This window comes from Demequina lignilytica (assembly GCF_030418305.1).
Classification (GTDB): Bacteria; Actinomycetota; Actinomycetes; order Actinomycetales; family Demequinaceae; genus Demequina; species Demequina lignilytica.
Genome location: NZ_JAUHPX010000002.1, coordinates 40533 through 55915 on the forward strand (window position 1 = coordinate 40533; position 15383 = coordinate 55915).

The following is a 15383-nucleotide window of genomic DNA, read 5'->3' on the forward strand; positions in this document are numbered from 1 at the left end:
CCCCGCAGCGGGTGTGGGGAGCCGAGGGAGAAGGACGTGGCGGTCCAGGCTACGCGTGACGGCTGAAGATGTTCCGGTACAGGAACGCCGAGGCGTAGGCCATCATCGCGAACCCGATGCTGAGGACGATGAACGCGAACGGCGGGAAGATCATCGTGATCGACGCGACGGTCGCCGGGATGAGCAGCAGGCCGATGGTGCGGACCGGCTCGGCGGCGGGCAGCAGCAGCGCGTTGCGCAGGGTCTGCCTGAACGTGTTGCGGTACCGCGCGACCAGCGCCATGCCGTGCGTGAAGGCCGCCACCAGGTACGCGGCGACCAGCAGCGCGACCAGCGACAGGATGGTCGAGACGGTGGTCTCCTGCGCGAACCAGAACACGGCGGCGAAGGTCAGCAGCACGAACGGCACCAGCAGCGCGAGATAGACCGCGGTCGCGGGCCGGAAGTTGCGCTTGAACGCCGGCAGGAAGTCCTCGAGGGGACGCCCCCGCTCGTCGTCGGAGTACTTGATCATCACCTCGAGCAGCGCCGAGGTCGCGGCACCGATGGTCACCACGGGGATGCACAGCACGATGAAAAGCACGTTGAGGGCGACGAAATGCAGGAACATCGTCAGCCCCTGCACGGACCTGCTCTCCGGGTCGATGTTCATGAGTCGATCCTGGCACGTGACGGCTCGCCCACCGCGAGCTCGGGGGGCAGCAGCTGGACGGACGGGTGCGCTCCCCCGGCGAGCATCGCGCAGATCATCTCCGCGGCGGACTCGCCCAGGGCCTCCGCCGGCACCGCGATGGTGTCGGTCAGCCCGTGAGCCCGCAGCGCCCCCTCGCGAGACGTGAGTGCCAGGCAGTCGGGCGCCGTCGCGCTCGGCACGTGGGCGCGGATGCGGTCGGCGATGAACGGCAGGGCGCCGTCGTTGTGCACCAGGATCCCGGTGATGCCGGGGTCGGCGGTCAGGACCGCGTCGACCTCGGCCAACGCCTCCGCAGAGTCCGGGATCGGGTGGGTCGAGCCCTCCACGCCGCGCGCCTCGCATGCCTCCAGGAAGCCCCGGATCAGGCGGTCCGCGTACGACGTGTGCCGCTCCATCACGGCCTCCGGCGCGCCGAACAGCGCGAGCCGCGTGTGGCCCAGCCCGACCAGCCGGTCGACCGCGAGCCAGCCCGCGGCCTCGAAGTCGAAGTCGATGCACGGGATCGACCGCCGCCCGGCGGGCAGCCCGATGAGCACCGAGGGCTGGTCGAGCTCCGCGATGGTCGCGAGGCGCGCGTCCTCGGACTCGACGTCCATGATGAGCAGGGCGTCCACCATCGAGCCGCGCGAGGCGCGGGCGAGCCCCTCCGCCTCGTCGCTGGACAGCAGGAGGATGTCGTAGCCGTGGACCCGCGCGCGCTGCACGACGCCCGCGACCACCTGCATGATCACGGGCACGTCGACTCCGGTGCGCAGCGGCGCCTGGAGCCCGATCACCCGGGTCGAGCGGGACGCGAGGGACCGGGCCCCCGCGTGCGGCCGGTAGCCGAGCCGTGCGATGGCCGCCTGCACCCGGTCCCGGGTGTCGGCGGAGATCGCGCGCTTCCCGCTCATGACGTACGACACGGTCGAGGTCGAGACGCCCGCCTCGCGGGCGACGTCGCTGATGGTCACCATGCGTGGGCCCCCTCGCCGACGATCACCGACGGGTTGCCGGGGACGATGCGGTGCTCGACCTCGGCGCCGTCCGGCGTCGCGACGGTCACGGTCGCCGCGCGGGCGTCGCTGTGGAGCACGGCCCGGGTCAGCAGCCCGCCGCGCCACTCGAGGTCCACCGTCACTCCCCCGCGGGCACGCAGCCCGCGCACGGCACCGTTGCGCCACCCCGGCGGGAGCGCGGGCAGCAGCCGGAGGACGCCGCCGTGAGACTGCAGCAGGGACTCGGCGACGCCCGCGGTCAGTCCCATGTTCCCGTCGATCTGGAACGGCGGGTGGGCGCTCAGGAGGTTCGCATACACGCCGCCGCGGTGCTCGGCACCGTGCTCCTCGGCCGGGCGCAGGGCCAGCCGCAGCTGGCCCTCGACCCGCGCGCCGTCCCGCAGGCGCGCCCACATCGAGGTCCGCCACGCCAGCGCCCAGCCGGTCGACTCGGGGCCGCGGGCGAGGATCGAGGCCTCTGCCGCCGCCGCGAGCTCGGGCGTGCCGTCCGGCGTGATCTGCGCGTACGGGAAGAGGCCCACCAGGTGGGAGAGGTGACGATGCAGGGGCTCCGACTCGTCGAAGGGGCGGTCCCACTCGAGGATGCGGCCGTCCTCGCCGATCACGGGGTCGGGCAGCGCGGCGGTGAGCGCGGTCAGGCGCCGCACCCACGCGGGCTCGAGCCCGAGCTCGTGGGCCGCCGCCGCGCACACGGCGGCGAGCTCGCGCAGCAGCGCGACGTCCATGGTCGCCGAGGTGGTGACGGAGTGCTCGGCGCCTTCGGCGTCGAGGAAGTGGTTCTCGGGCGAGGTCGACGGGCTGGTCCAGGCGCCACCCTCATCCCCCTGGATCCACGACAGCGCGAAGGCTCCGGCACCCTCGAGCACCGGCCAGGCGCGCTCGCGCAGCCGCGACACGTCGCCGCCGAAGGCGTACTGGTCCCACAGGTGCAGCGCGAGCCACACGCCTCCGAGGGGCCAGAACGCCCACGCGGGGTCGCCGTGGCCGTCGCCGACCGGCGCCGCGAAGCCCCAGGCGTCGGAGTTGTGGTGCGCGACCCAGCCGTCCGCTCCGTACAGCTCGCGCGCGACCTCACGGCCCGGACCGGACGCGAGGCGCGCCACGAAGTCGAGGAGCGGCTCGTGGCATTCGGCCAGGTTCGCGGTCTCCGCGTGCCAGTAGGCCATCTGCAGGTTGATGTTGATCGTGTACGCGCTCGACCACGGCCCGGGCAGCTCCGCGTTCCACAGCCCCTGCAGGTTGGCGGGCAGACCGCCCGGGGCGGACGATGCGATGAGCAGGTACCGCCCGTAGTGGAACGCGAGCGCGACCAGGCCCGGGTCCTCCCGGGTGAGCGCCTGCGCGACGCGGGCATCCGTGTCGAGCGCCCCGGCGTCCGCGGGCGACCACAGGTGGAGGGCGCAGCGCTCGTACAGCTCGGCGTGGGCCGCCCGATGCGCGGAGAGCAGCATCCGGGCGGGCGCGTTCGCCGCGTCGGTCACGGCGCGTGCGGCGGCGGCGGCGTCGCCGCCGGCGTCCGCGGTCGCGGTGCCGATCACGATCACGTGCTCCGTCGCGGCCTCCGACACGAGCGTGCCGTCCAGCACCCGCGCACCGGCGCCGCCACGCACCGCGACGGCGCCCACGCGGCCCGACACGAGGTCGTACACCACGGGCTCGGCCGGCTGCTCGTGACCGGGCGCGACATCCACCGGAAGGTGGAGCTCCCGGACCAGCGCGCCGGCGACGTCGTGGTCGTCGCCCCGCGGGCGCAGCGGGCTGGACAGGCTCGCCCGCAGCTCCACCGGCGCGTCGGCGGTGACGTGGTGGACGATCGCCCCGGACGGCCGGTCGGCCCACGTGCGGTGCCGGACCGCGACGCCCTCGACACGGTAGGAGTGCTCGGCGACGCCGCTGCGAAGGTCGAGCTCGCGCTCGACGTCCGTGACCTCTCCGTCGAGCGTCACGCCGTCGCCGCCGGTGACCTCGAGCGTGAGGGTGCCCAGCGGGAGGTAGGCCTGCGCCCACGGCGCCTGCTGCTCCTGCACCAGCCGCTCCGCCTCCGCATGATCGCCCGCGGCGATGGCGGCGCGGACGAGCGCGAGGTGCTCGGGGCCGCGCACCTCTGAAGCGATGCCGGCGAGCGCGCCGCCGGGGTACGGGCCGGACCACGCGGTCACGTCGTTGAGCCACAGGTTCTCGGTGAGCGGACGCCCGGCGCACATGGCGCCGCGGTGGCCGTTGCCCACGGGCAGGCCGTCGAGCCAGCGCGCGGCGGGCGTGGAGTAGCGCAAGGTGTGCAGCACGTCATCGGTCTGCGTCGACACGGTCATGTGAGTAGTATAGGGTCTCCGTGTTGAAGCGCTTCGACAGTTTGACGACGAGGTTGAACCACCCATGACGCACCAGGTCCCGACGCCCGCCTCCGGGCCGTTCCCCGTGGCCCTCGACGGCCGCATCGTCTTCGGCGGCGACTACAACCCCGAGCAGTGGCCGCGGGAGGTGTGGGATCAGGACGTGGCCCTGATGCGCGAGGCCGGCGTGAACCTGGTCACGGTCGGCGTCTTCAGCTGGTCGAGCCTCGAGCCGGCCCCCGGAGAGCGCACCTTCGCATGGCTCGACGAGGTGCTGAACCTCCTGGCAGACAACGGCATCGCGGTCGACCTCGCCACCCCCACCGCGTCCCCGCCGCCGTGGCTCGGCGTCGATCACCCGGAGACCCTCGCGGTCACCGCCGACGGGGTGCGCATGAGCGCCGGATCCCGTAACCAGTTCTCCCCCTCCTCCCGCGTCTACCGGGACGCCGCGCTGGCGATCACCCGCGACCTGGCGGCCCGCTACGCCTCCCACCCGGCGGTGCGCATGTGGCACGTGGGCAACGAGTACGGGCAGGTCGACCACGGCGACGAGGCCGCCCGCGAGTTCCGCATCTGGCTGCGCAACAAGTACGGCTCCATCGAATCGCTTAACCGCGATTGGGGCACCGCCGTGTGGTCGCAGGGCTACCGGACCTTCGAGGACGTCGTCCCGCCCCGGGCGGCGCCGTACGTCATGAACCCGACCCAGGCCGTCGACTTCCGACAGTTCAGCTCCGACCAGATGCTCGCCGTCTACAGCGAGCAGCGCGACGCGATCCGCGAGGCCGGCGCGACCCAGCCGATCACCACCAACTTCATGGGCTTCTTCCCCCACGTCGACTACTGGTCCTGGGCGGAGCACGTCGACGTGATCGCGGACGACCAGTACCCGGACCCCGGCGACCCGCACTCCCCCTCCGACATCGCGCTGGTCCAGGACCTCATGCGCTCGCTCGGCGGCGGCCGCCCCTGGCTGCTGATGGAGCAGGCGATCAACGCCGTCTCGTGGCGTCCGCACAACCTGCCCAAGAGCCGCGAGCGCGGGCTGCTCGACTCGTACCAGGCGGTCGCGCGCGGCGCCGACGGCATCTGCTTCTTCCAGTGGCGCCAGGCGTCCGCGGGTTCCGAGCGCCACCACTCCTCGATGCTGCCGCACGCCGGAGCCGACTCGGAGGTCTTCCGCACCGTCTGCGAGCTCGGCGCGGGGCTGGCCCGCCTCGCGCCGGTCACGGGCGGACGCGTCGAGGCGCCGGTCGCGATGCTCTTCGACTGGCCGTCGTGGTGGGCGGGCGAGGAGCCCGGCGGGCTCACCACGCGCCTGCGCACCGTCGAGCAGCTGACCCGCTGGTACCGCGTGCTGTGGCGCGCGGGCATCGCGGTCGACATCGTGCGGCCGGGCGCCGACCTCGCCGGCTACCGCGCGGTGCTCGCGCCCCACAGCTACGTGATCGGGGACGATGCGGCGGAGACGCTGCGGGCCGCCGTCGTGGCGGGCGCCACGGTGGTGGTGGGGCCGTACTCGGGCGTCGCCGACGAGCGCGGCCACGTCCTCACCGGCCGCTCCCCCGCGCGGATCGCCGACCTGCTCGGCGCCAGCGGCGAGGAGTGGGCCTGCCTGCCGGACGGCGACACCGCGCTGGCGGCGACGGAGGCATGGCCGTCGGCCCCGACCGAGCTCACCGCGGCCATCCTCGGCGAGCGTCTCCGCGCCGACGACGCCGAGGTGCTGGCCACCTTCGGTGGCGGGCACCTCGCCGGCCTGCCCGCGATCACCCGCCGCCGTGTCGGCGAGGGCTCCGCGTGGTACGTCGGCGCGGTGCTCGGCGACGCCGCCCTCGCGGCGCTGCTGACCAAGGCGCTCGACGCCGCGGGCGTCGCCGGCATCGTCCCCGGCAAGCCTGCCGACGTCGAGGCGGTCCGCCGCGGCGACGCCCTGTTCCTGCTCAATCACGGCGACACCGAGGCCACCGTGGCCCTCGCGACCCCGGGCCGTGACCTGCTCTCCGGCGAGGTGCTGGAGGGGACCGCGGTGCTCGCACCCGGCCAGACCATCGTTCTCATCGAAGGAGACACCCCGTGACCGAGGAGACCCCTCGCTACCGCCGCATCGAACTGAGCGTCGCGGAGCGCGCCCAGGACCTGCTGGAGCGTCTGACGCCCGCGGAGCGGATCGCGATGCTGCACCAGGTGGTGCAGCCCGTCGACCGGCTCGGGCTCGGCGAGTTCCACACCGGCTGCGAGGCGCTGCACGGCGCGGCCTGGATGGGCACGGCGACCGTGTTCCCCCAGCCCGTGGGCCTCGCGGCGACGTGGGACCTGGACCTGGTGGAGCGCGTGGGCGCCGTCGCGGCGACCGAGGTGCGCGCCAAGCGTGCGGAGAAGCCGTCCGTGAGCCTCAACGTGTGGGCACCGGTGGTCAACACGCTGCGCCACCCGCTGTGGGGCCGCAACGAGGAGAGCTACTCCGAGGACCCGCACCTCACGGGAGAGATGGGCGCCGCGTACGCGCGCGGCCTGCGCGGCGACCACGAGCGCGTCTGGCGCACCGTGCCCGCGCTCAAGCACTTCCTGGGTTACTCCAACGAGTCGGACCGCTCCGTCACGAGCTCCGAGATGTCGCTGCGCACCCTTCACGAGGAGGAGCTGCCGGCGTTCCGCTGCGCGCTCGAGACGGGCGCCGCAGGCGGCATGATGCTCGCCTACAACCGCGTGAACGGGAGGGCGGCGCACACGCAGCCGGAGCTCGTCGCCGAGGCACGCTCCTGGGCGCCCGAGTCCATCGCGGTCGTGTCCGACGCCGCCGCGCCCACCTTCCTGGTGACCACCCAGCGCGAGGAGCCCGACTTCGTCCACGGCGCGGCCGCCCTGGTGCGCGCGGGACTGGACTCGTTCACCGACAACGACGCGAACGCGCAGCCCACCATCGATCAGATCACCGCCGCGCTCGACCAGGGGCTGCTGACCATGGCGGAGGTCGACGCCGCCGTGCTGCGCCTGCTCGAGCTGCGCGTGCGCACGGGCGAGCTGGACGGCGACGCCGACCCCTACGCGGGGATCACCGCCGACGACATCGACCTGCCCGCGTCGCGCGAGCTCGCACGCGAGGCCGTGGCGCGTTCCGTCGTGGTGCTGAGGAACGATGCGGGGGTGCTGCCCCTCGCCCAGCCGACCAGGGTCGCGGTGGTGGGCCCGCTCGCGGACGACGTCCTCACCGACTGGTACGCGGGCACCCCGCCGTACAAGTCGACCATCGCGGGCGCGATCGCCGAGCGCTTCCCCGGCGCCGCCGTGGAGGTCGCCACGGGGGCCGACACCGTGGCCCTGCGCGCCGCATCGTCCGGCCGCTACGTGACCGCGAGCGCCGACGGCGCCACCGTGATCGCGGACGCCGACGCGGCGGTCGATGCCGCGCTGTTCGACGTCACCGACTGGGGCGACGGGGTGCTCACGCTGCGCTCCCACGCGAGCGGCCTGCTGCTCACGGGAGGCCACTGGCCCGTCCGCGCCGACGCCGACCGCGTCGGCGGCTGGGTCGCCCAGGAGAGCTTCCGCCGAGTCACCCACGCGGACGGCACCTGGTCGCTCCTGCACCTGGGTTCGGGCCGCTGGCTGCGCGTGATGCGCGAGGCCGGCCTGGTCTCCGCGGACGCCGTCACGCTCGACGCGGCCGAGCGGTTCACGGCGCGCGTGGTGCGCTCGGGCGCGGAGGCGGTGGCGACCGCCGCCGCGGCCGCGGACGCCGTGATCGTCGCCGTGGGCAACGACCCGCACCTGGCCGGCCGTGAGACCGAGGACCGGCCGCACCTGTACCTGCCCGAGGCCGCCGCCGAGGTGTACCGCACCGCGCGCGAGGCCAACCCCCGCACGGTCCTCACCGTCGTGTCGAGCTTCCCGTACGTGCTGGGCGAGGGCGTCGCGGACGCCCCGACCGTGGTGTGGTCGAGCCACGGCGGCCAGGAGCTCGGCCACGGCCTGGTCGACGTGCTCGCCGGCGACGTCGAGCCCTCCGGCCGCCTCGCGCAGTCGTGGCCGGCGCACCCGGACCAGGCGGGCGACCTGTTCGACTACGACACGCTGCGCCAGCAGGCCACGTACCGGCACCAGCCGGCGCCGATGGCCTTCGCCTTCGGCCACGGCTGCACGTACGGCGAGGTGACCTACGCCGGTGTGACGCTGTCGGAGGGCGAGGTGGCCGCTCCGGCGCCCACGCATCGTCACCCCGCGCTCACGCCCCGGGCAAACGAGGCCACCGTCACCGCGACCGTCACCGTCCGCAATGACGGTGCCCGCGCCGCCGAGGAGCTGGTGCAGGTCTACGCGGTCGGCGACGGCGCGACGCGCATCCCGACCCCGCTGCGCCTGCTGCTCGCCTACCGGCGTGTCCGCCTCGAGCCCGGCGAGACCAGGGAGGTCGAGCTGACGTTCGCGGTGGAGCGGCTCGCGGTGTGGGACGACGAGCCGCGCCTCGAGGGTGCACCGTCCGACTGGCTCCACGAGGGGGCGTTGCGGGTGCAGCCGGGGACGTACACGATCGCGGCGGGCTCCTCGGCGGACGCCTGCGCCGTCGAGGCGGCGCTCACGGTCTCCTGAGGCGACGCGGGTGGGATCGTCTAAGATCTGAGGCCATGTCCGACGGTCATAGTCAGGGGCGCCGGCCCGGGGTGCGTGCGCTCCCGCCGGCGCCAGCCCCCGCCCACCGCTCGCGCGCCCGCGCGCCCCGTCCCCGGAGAGGTCGAGCATGACCGCCGCGTGGCTTCTGCTGCTCCTCGCCCTGGTCCTCATCGCGGCGAACGCACTGTTCGTCGCGGCCGAGTTCGCGTTCGTCACCGTCGACCGGCCCACCGTCAAGAAGGCCGCCGAGGGCGGCGACAGGCGCGCGGCGTCGCTCCAGGCCGCCCTCAAGCGGCTCTCCACGGAGCTCTCGGGCGCGCAGCTGGGCATCACCGTCACCAGCCTGCTGGTCGGTTTCATCGCCGAGCCCTCCATCGCGACTCTGCTGCGCGGCCCGCTGGAGTCCGCCGGCCTGCCCGCGGGCACGGCGACCGCCGTGTCGCTGACCGCCGCCTTCCTGCTCGCGACCATCACCCAGATGGTCGCGGGCGAGCTCATTCCCAAGAACTGGGCGATCGCGGAGCCGCTGCGAGTGGGCCGCGCCGTCGCGGGCCCCCAGCGCGCGTTCACGTGGTTCGCCGGTCCGTTGATCCGCGTGCTGAACGGCAGCGCCAACCGGATCGTGCGGGCGCTCGGCATCGAGCCTCGCGAGGAGCTCGCGTCGGCGCGCTCCGCGCAGGAGCTGCACTCGCTCGCGGAGCGCTCCGCGGAGTCCGGGGACCTCGAGCCGCGGGTCGCCCGCCGCCTCGCGCGTGCCGCCGAGATGGGTGAGAGGTCAGCGTCCGATGCGATGACGCCGCGCACCCGCGTCCACTTCCTCGAGTCCGACGCTCCCGTGACCGAGGTGCTGGAGATGGCGTCCCGGACCGGCCACGCACGCTTCCCCGTCACCGGGGAGGACGTCGACGATGTGGTGGGCGTCGCGCACTTCAAGCGCGCGCTGGCCGTCCCCGCGCGGCAGCGTGGCAGGACCACGGTGGCGGAGATCCTGCTCCCGATCGACTCGGTGCCGTCGACCATGCCGCTCAGCTCCGTGCTCGACGCGCTGCGCACCGGCTCCCAGATCGCCGTCGTGGTCGACGAGTACGGCGGCACCGACGGCGTGGTGACGCTCGAGGACCTGGTCGAGGAGATCGTGGGCGAGATCGAGGACGAGCACGACCGCCCCGTGCGGCGCCACCGACGCCTCAAGGACGGCCGCTGGTCGCTGTCGGGCCTGCTGCGACCCGACGAGGCGGGCGAGCTCATGGGACTCGAGCTGCCCGAGGCGCGGGAGTCGGACACGCTGGGGGGCCTGCTCACGGAGCACCTCGAGCGCTTCCCCGAGGTGGGCGACACCGTCGAGCTGGACGCGCGCGACGAGGCCAACCGTGACGAGGACGGCATCGCCACCCCCGTGCAGGTCCGCATCGAGGTGACCCGCCTCGACGGGCACCGCGTCGACCGCGTCGCCATCGAGGTGGTCGCGGTCGACGACGAGGACGACGCGCAGGGCGAGGAGGTGTCCCGTGGCTGACTGGGTCGCGATCCTCATCGCCATCGCGCTGCTCGTGGGCAACGCCTTCTTCGTGGGCGCCGAGTTCGCGCTCATCTCCGCCCGCCGCACCCAGATCGAACCGCGCGCTGCCGAGGGCTCGTGGGCCGCTCGCGTGACCGTGCGCGGCATGGACCGGGTGTCGCTCATGATGGCCGGCGCACAGCTGGGCATCACCGCCTGCTCGCTGGGCCTGGGTGCGATCGGCGAGCCCGCCGTCGCCCACCAGCTCGAGAAGCCGCTCGCGGCGATCGGGATCACCGGCGCGTGGCTGCACGGCATCGCGTTCGCCGTCGCGCTGGTCGTGGTGGTGGCGCTGCACATGATCCTCGGCGAGATGGTGCCCAAGAACATCGCCATCGCCGGCCCCGAGCGCGCGGCGCTGCTGCTCGCTCCCCCGCTGTACGGGCTGGTGTGGATCCTGCGGCCCCTGATCTGGCTGATGAACGCGCTCGCGAACCTGGGGCTCAAGGTGCTGAGGGTCGAGCCGCGCGACGAGGTCGCCACCACGTTCTCCGCGGAGGAGGTCGCCGGCCTGGTCGCCGAGTCGCACCAGGAGGGTCTGCTCGACGAGGCGGAGCGGCGCGTGCTCGACGGCTCGCTCACGCTCAGCTTCGAGACCGTCGACTCGGTCATGGTGCCGCGGGACGAGCTGATCACGCTGCCCGTCGACGTCACGCCCCAGAAGGCGCAGCAGGCGACCGTGCGCACCGGGTTCTCCCGCTTCCCGCTCACGGACGGCGACGAGCTCGTCGGCTACCTGCACCTCAAGGACTTCGCGACGGTGCCGCGCGGCGGTGCCACGCGGCCCATCCCGGACGATGCGGTGCGTCCGCTCACGTCGATCCCCTCCGGGTCGTCGCTCGAGCAGGCGCTCGGGCGCATGCAGGCACGCGGCACCCACATCGCGCTGGTGCGCGGCGAGGGGGGTGTGGTGCTGGGCGCGGCGATGCTGGAGGACGTCATCGAGAGGCTGGTCGGCGAGGTCGTGGACGTCGGCCAGGAGCTGCAGGCCTGACGGGGCGGCGCTGCGCCGGACCTCAGTCCGGGACCTGCGTGTCCTCGCCTCCGGGTGGCATGTCGGCGGCCTCCGGTCGCCGGCTGAGGAACATGATCGAGGCCACCAGCCCGCCCCAGATCACGACCATCACCACGACCATCAGGGTCATCGCCGCGGCGCTCATGACGCGCTCCCCTCGACCGGCGCATCGTCCCTCCCGGGCGGCAGCCCCAGCTGCTGACGGGTCGGCCACGGCCGGAAGTGCACGATGTCCCGCCGCCACCTGAGCCACGGCATCACCAGTGCCGCCGCCAGCAGGAACGCCGCGGTGCCCCACCCGAAGATCGCCAGGTAGGACGTGGGGTAGCCCTCGTAGCCGTCGCGCGCGAGAGAGACGGCCTTGGTCGCGAACATGTAGATCAGCAGCACGGACACGGCGTTGACCAGCACCAGCCACCACGTGCCGAGCTTGAGGGTCGACACGGCGCTGAGGTGCCGCTGCAGCTCGCGGGAGCGACCCCCGAACCAGAGGGCGGCCGCGATCATCGCGATGGCGCCGGCCACGATCCCGAGCTGGTTCGACCACTGGTCCACCACGTCGAGCAGGTACAGGCCCGTGGTGGTGCCGAAGCCGATGATGGACAGCACCGCGGAGACCACGCCGACCGCGACCGCGGAGCCCCGCGGGTGGAGGCCGAACTTGTCCTGCAGCGCCGCGGAGATGGTCTGCATGACGGAGATCAACGAGGTGAGCCCGGCGACCACCAGCGATCCGAAGAACAGCGCTCCGAACAACGGCCCGCCCGGCATCTGCGCGATCACCGCGGGGAAGGTCACGAAGGACAGGATGGGCCCGGCGAGGCCGTCGAGCTCCGCGACGGGGACGTCCTGCTGGTGCGCGAGGAAGCCGACGGTGGCGAACACGCCGATGCCCGCGAGGACCTCGAAGGAGCTGTTGCCGAAGGCGATCACCAGGCCCGGCGAGGTGATGTTGGAGCGGCGACGGCGGTACGACGCGTAGGTCAGCATCACGCCGTAGGCGAGCGAGAGGGAGAAGAAGATCTGACCGTAGGCGGCGATCCACACGTTCGGGTCGGTCAGCGCGCTGAAGTCGGGGGTGAAGAGCGCGTCGATGCCGTCCGCCGCGCCGGGCAGGGTGAGCGCGCGCACCACGAGGATGCCGAAGGTCGCCACGAGCAGCGGGATGCCGATCACGTTGAGCCGCTCGACGCCGTTGTGCAGGCCGAGCGCGAGCACCACGATGGTGATGATCCAGATCGCCGCGAGGGGGATCAGGACATGGGGCACGAAGCTCAGGCTGACGGTGCCGGCCTCGCCCAGCTGGAGGTACTCGCCGGTGAAGAAGCCCGCAGGGTCGTCCTTGTAGGCCAGGGTGAAGCTGAAGAAGAAGTAGCTGAGCGCCCAGGCGATCACGGCCGTGTAGTACAGGCCGATCACGAAGCAGATGGCCACGTGGAACCAGCCGACGCCCTCCGCGCGCCTGTGCACGCGGCGCATCGCGAGCGGCGACGAGCCACGGAAGCGGTGGCCGATCGCGTTCTCGAGGAACAGGATCGGGATGCCGGCGGTGAGCAGGGCCACCACGTAGGGGATCATGAACGCTCCCCCGCCGTTGTCGTAGGCCTCGCCGGGGAAGCGCCAGATGTTGCCCAGACCCACCGCGGAGCCGATCGCGGCGAGGATGAACGCGGTCTGGCCGGACCAGTGCTCGCGCTTCTCGTGGGTGTGCGGTGCTGCGGCTTCAGGCTGGTCGCTCATGGGTGCCTCCCCGTGCTGGCGCTACGGAGATCACGCTAGTGCCAGGCAGGTCCCGGTGCAGGGCGGCGAGGTCCCGGGCCCGCGAGCCCGATGTCGGCGTCGGCCGCTACAGTCGGGAGTGGATCACGAAGCCTGGCCTCAAGCCCTCCAGCCGGCCAGCTGGCAACCGCGTCCCGACACGGTGCCCCTGGAGGAAGATCCGCCGCGCGTCGACCGGCGCGCGGAAGGACGGATTCTCTGAAGGAGAGAACCATGGCTGACGCCACCCTGCCCCCGTGCATCCTGTCGCAGGCCGGGCACGCCCTGCACCCGATCCAGCTGCGGCTCGCGCGGAACGCGGCGACCGAGATCGAGTACGAGCTGCTCGGTGAGCATCCCGACGGCATCTACGTGGTGCGCCGCGATGCGACGTCCCCCGTCGAGACCTGGTGCATGCACCAGCAGTGGCGGGATGTGGCCCGCCGCGCGTTCCGGGCGGGCGTCACCGAGGTGATCGACCACACGCATTCGCTCGCCACCATCAACGGCACGGCCGTCTCGTACACCACCCCCGAGCACTGGCGTGAATGCCCGCCGCCCGGGGAGCTCACCCCGTGGGAGCGCGGCTTCCTCACACGCGCCGAGCTCGCCGCATACCTGCGGGCGCGGAACGCGGGCGACGGGTCCTGACCCGAGCCGTGTCCGGAGAGTGCACGAGGGTACGGAATCGATCGATTCCGTACCCTCGTGCACTGCTGGGGCGCAGGCGCGCGGTCGGGTCAGCGACCGCGGCGGCGGCCCCCACCGGCGGAGAACGATGCGGCGCTCGAGTGACCGCCGGCGTGGCGGTTGCGCGCGGCGCCGCCGGAGCGACCGGCACCGGAGCCGCTGCCGCCGTTGCCGCCCGAGCGACCGGCACCCTGGCCCTGGCGCGAGCCCGCATCCTGACGACCCGGACGGCCGTCGTTGGACCGAGCGTTGCCGGCACCCTGGCGGGCGGGACGCGCATCGTTCTGGTGCTGGCGACCGCGGCCGCCCTGGCGGGCGTCGTTCTGGTGCTGCGCGCCGCCGCGGCGGCGACCGCCGCCGCCGGACTGGCGACGCGGCTGGTCGGCGACCGGCGCCGGGGCGACCTTCGGAGCGACCTCGCCGATCAGCGCGACCACCTGCGAGGAGGACGCGTTGACCGCCTCGGGCCTCACCGAGATCTTCGCGCGGCTGAGCAGCTGCGCGGTGTCGCGCTTCTGCTCGGGCAGGACCAGGGTGACCACGTCGCCCTCCGAGCCCGCACGCGCGGTGCGGCCCGAGCGGTGGAGGTACGCCTTGTGCTCGGCCGGCGGATCCACGTGGACCACGAGCTCGATGCCGTCGACGTGGACGCCGCGGGCGGCCACATCGGTGGCGACCAGCACCTTCGCCTCGCCCGCCGCGAAGGCGGCGAGGTTGCGGTCGCGGGCGTTCTGGGACAGGTTGCCGTGCAGGTCGACCGCGGGGATGCCGTCGGCCGTGAGCTGCTTCGCCATCTTCTTGGCCTGGTGCTTGGTGCGCATGAACAGCACACGGCGACCCGTGCCGGAGGCGAGCGCGTGGACCACGTCCCGCTTCGCGCCGGCGTCCGCGACGTGGAACACGTGGTGCGTCATCGCCTCGACCGGACTCTCGGCCGAGTCGACCGAGTGGGTGACGGGCTGGTCGAGGAACTTCTTCACCAGGGTGTTCACGCCGTTGTCGAGCGTGGCGGAGAACAGCATGCGCTGGCCGCGACGCGGGGTCGCGGTCATGATGCGGGTCACCCCCGGGAGGAAGCCGAGGTCGGCCATGTGGTCCGCCTCGTCGAGCACCGTGAGCTCGATCTGGTCGAGGGAGACGATGCGCTGCTTCATCAGGTCCTCGAGGCGACCCGGGCACGCCACGACGATGTCGACGCCGCGGCTGAGCGCCTGCTCCTGGCGGCGCTGGTTGACGCCGCCGAAGATGGTGGTGGTGGTGAGGCCCACGGACGCCGCGAGCGGCGCGATGACCGCGTCGATCTGGGTGGCGAGCTCGCGGGTCGGGCACAGGATGAGCGCGCGGGGGCGGCCGGCCGCGGCGCGACCCTTGCGGTTCATGAGGCGCGCGACCACCGGGAGCGAGAACGCGAGGGTCTTGCCGGAGCCGGTGCGGCCGCGGCCGAGCACGTCGCGGCCCGCGAGCGAGTCGGGAAGCGTGGACTCCTGGATGGGGAACGCGGACGTCTTGCCGTCGCGCTCGAGGACGGTGGTGAGCTGCGTGGGAACGCCGAGCTCGGAGAAGGTCTGGGTCACGTCTGGTGCCTTTCGGGGCAGGGCGCCGGTCGCGCGAGGGCGCGTGGTTCTTCACCGCACGCATGAGCGTGCGGCACCGGCGATGGTGGCGAATCGCGGAGGTGTCCGCGTTCGTTCGCCGAAGAGAGGATTTCTACGAGCCGCGCGAA

11 protein-coding genes and 1 riboswitch are annotated in these 15383 nt (G+C 73.2%); of the genes, 5 read left to right on the forward strand and 6 right to left on the reverse strand.

All coding sequences use genetic code 11. The features are described 5' to 3' along the window. Nucleotides 1–49: 49 nt before the first annotated feature. Genes QQX10_RS03510 through QQX10_RS03520 form a run of 3 tightly spaced genes read right to left on the reverse strand, consistent with a single transcriptional unit; the run spans nucleotide 50 to nucleotide 4004 of the window. Complete coding sequence (locus tag QQX10_RS03510; RefSeq protein WP_301118301.1) at nucleotides 50–652, reverse strand: YesL family protein; 603 nt, start codon at nucleotides 650–652, stop codon at nucleotides 50–52. Then, nucleotides 649–1650 carry a LacI family DNA-binding transcriptional regulator gene (locus QQX10_RS03515; RefSeq protein WP_301118302.1) on the reverse strand — a complete coding sequence of 334 codons (1002 nt, stop codon included), beginning with the start codon at nucleotides 1648–1650 and terminating at the stop codon, nucleotides 649–651. The genes QQX10_RS03510 and QQX10_RS03515 overlap by 4 nt, the downstream gene beginning before the upstream one ends. Beyond that, entirely contained in the window at nucleotides 1644–4004 is a 2361-nt protein-coding gene (locus QQX10_RS03520) for a glycosyl hydrolase family 95 catalytic domain-containing protein (protein WP_301118303.1), read from the reverse strand. The genes QQX10_RS03515 and QQX10_RS03520 overlap by 7 nt, the downstream gene beginning before the upstream one ends. Before the next feature lie 64 nt (nucleotides 4005–4068). Between QQX10_RS03520 and QQX10_RS03525 the strand changes: the two genes are divergently transcribed. The 4 genes from QQX10_RS03525 to QQX10_RS03540 all read left to right on the forward strand — a co-directional run bounded on the left by QQX10_RS03525 (nucleotide 4069) and on the right by QQX10_RS03540 (nucleotide 11191). Continuing rightward, complete coding sequence (locus tag QQX10_RS03525; protein WP_301118304.1) at nucleotides 4069–6108, forward strand: beta-galactosidase; 2040 nt, start codon at nucleotides 4069–4071, stop codon at nucleotides 6106–6108. Continuing rightward, complete coding sequence (locus QQX10_RS03530) at nucleotides 6105–8618, forward strand: glycoside hydrolase family 3 C-terminal domain-containing protein (RefSeq protein ID WP_301118305.1); 2514 nt, start codon at nucleotides 6105–6107, stop codon at nucleotides 8616–8618. Before QQX10_RS03525 ends, QQX10_RS03530 begins: the two co-directional genes overlap by 4 nt. Before the next feature lie 148 nt (nucleotides 8619–8766). Then, a complete protein-coding gene (locus QQX10_RS03535) occupies nucleotides 8767–10155 on the forward strand; it encodes a hemolysin family protein (protein ID WP_301118306.1) in 1389 nt (462 codons plus the stop codon). After that, on the forward strand, nucleotides 10148–11191 hold the full coding sequence (locus QQX10_RS03540) for a hemolysin family protein (RefSeq protein ID WP_301118307.1): 1044 nt from the start codon (nucleotides 10148–10150) through the stop codon (nucleotides 11189–11191). The genes QQX10_RS03535 and QQX10_RS03540 overlap by 8 nt, the downstream gene beginning before the upstream one ends. Nucleotides 11192–11213: 22 nt before the next feature. Here the strand turns inward: QQX10_RS03540 and QQX10_RS03545 are convergent, their stop codons facing one another. Further along, nucleotides 11214–11357, reverse strand: a complete 144-nt coding sequence (locus QQX10_RS03545) for a methionine/alanine import family NSS transporter small subunit (RefSeq protein ID WP_301118308.1) — start codon at nucleotides 11355–11357, stop codon at nucleotides 11214–11216. Next, on the reverse strand, nucleotides 11354–12952 hold the full coding sequence (locus QQX10_RS03550) for a sodium-dependent transporter (RefSeq protein ID WP_301118309.1): 1599 nt from the start codon (nucleotides 12950–12952) through the stop codon (nucleotides 11354–11356). The genes QQX10_RS03545 and QQX10_RS03550 overlap by 4 nt, the downstream gene beginning before the upstream one ends. 121 nt (nucleotides 12953–13073) lie before the next feature. Continuing rightward, nucleotides 13074–13187: riboswitch (SAM riboswitch) on the forward strand. A gap of 17 nt (nucleotides 13188–13204) precedes the next feature. Between QQX10_RS03550 and QQX10_RS03555 the strand changes: the two genes are divergently transcribed. Beyond that, nucleotides 13205–13621, forward strand: a complete 417-nt coding sequence (locus QQX10_RS03555) for a hypothetical protein (protein ID WP_301118310.1) — start codon at nucleotides 13205–13207, stop codon at nucleotides 13619–13621. Between the two features lie 89 nt (nucleotides 13622–13710). Here QQX10_RS03555 and QQX10_RS03560 read toward each other — a convergent pair whose 3' ends face one another. After that, a complete protein-coding gene (locus tag QQX10_RS03560; protein ID WP_301118311.1) occupies nucleotides 13711–15234 on the reverse strand; it encodes a DEAD/DEAH box helicase in 1524 nt (507 codons plus the stop codon). Nucleotides 15235–15383: the final 149 nt, after the last annotated feature.

Coding starts and splice junctions, on each gene's coding strand:
- QQX10_RS03510 (WP_301118301.1), bottom strand. CDS start 652: ATGAACATCGACCCGGAGAGCAGGTCCGTGCAGGGGCTGACGATGTTC.
- QQX10_RS03515 (WP_301118302.1), bottom strand. CDS start 1,650: ATGGTGACCATCAGCGACGTCGCCCGCGAGGCGGGCGTCTCGACCTCG.
- QQX10_RS03520 (WP_301118303.1), bottom strand. CDS start 4,004: ATGACCGTGTCGACGCAGACCGATGACGTGCTGCACACCTTGCGCTAC.
- QQX10_RS03525 (WP_301118304.1), top strand. CDS start 4,069: ATGACGCACCAGGTCCCGACGCCCGCCTCCGGGCCGTTCCCCGTGGCC.
- QQX10_RS03535 (WP_301118306.1), top strand. CDS start 8,767: ATGACCGCCGCGTGGCTTCTGCTGCTCCTCGCCCTGGTCCTCATCGCG.
- QQX10_RS03545 (WP_301118308.1), bottom strand. CDS start 11,357: ATGAGCGCCGCGGCGATGACCCTGATGGTCGTGGTGATGGTCGTGATC.
- QQX10_RS03550 (WP_301118309.1), bottom strand. CDS start 12,952: ATGAGCGACCAGCCTGAAGCCGCAGCACCGCACACCCACGAGAAGCGC.
- QQX10_RS03555 (WP_301118310.1), top strand. CDS start 13,205: ATGGCTGACGCCACCCTGCCCCCGTGCATCCTGTCGCAGGCCGGGCAC.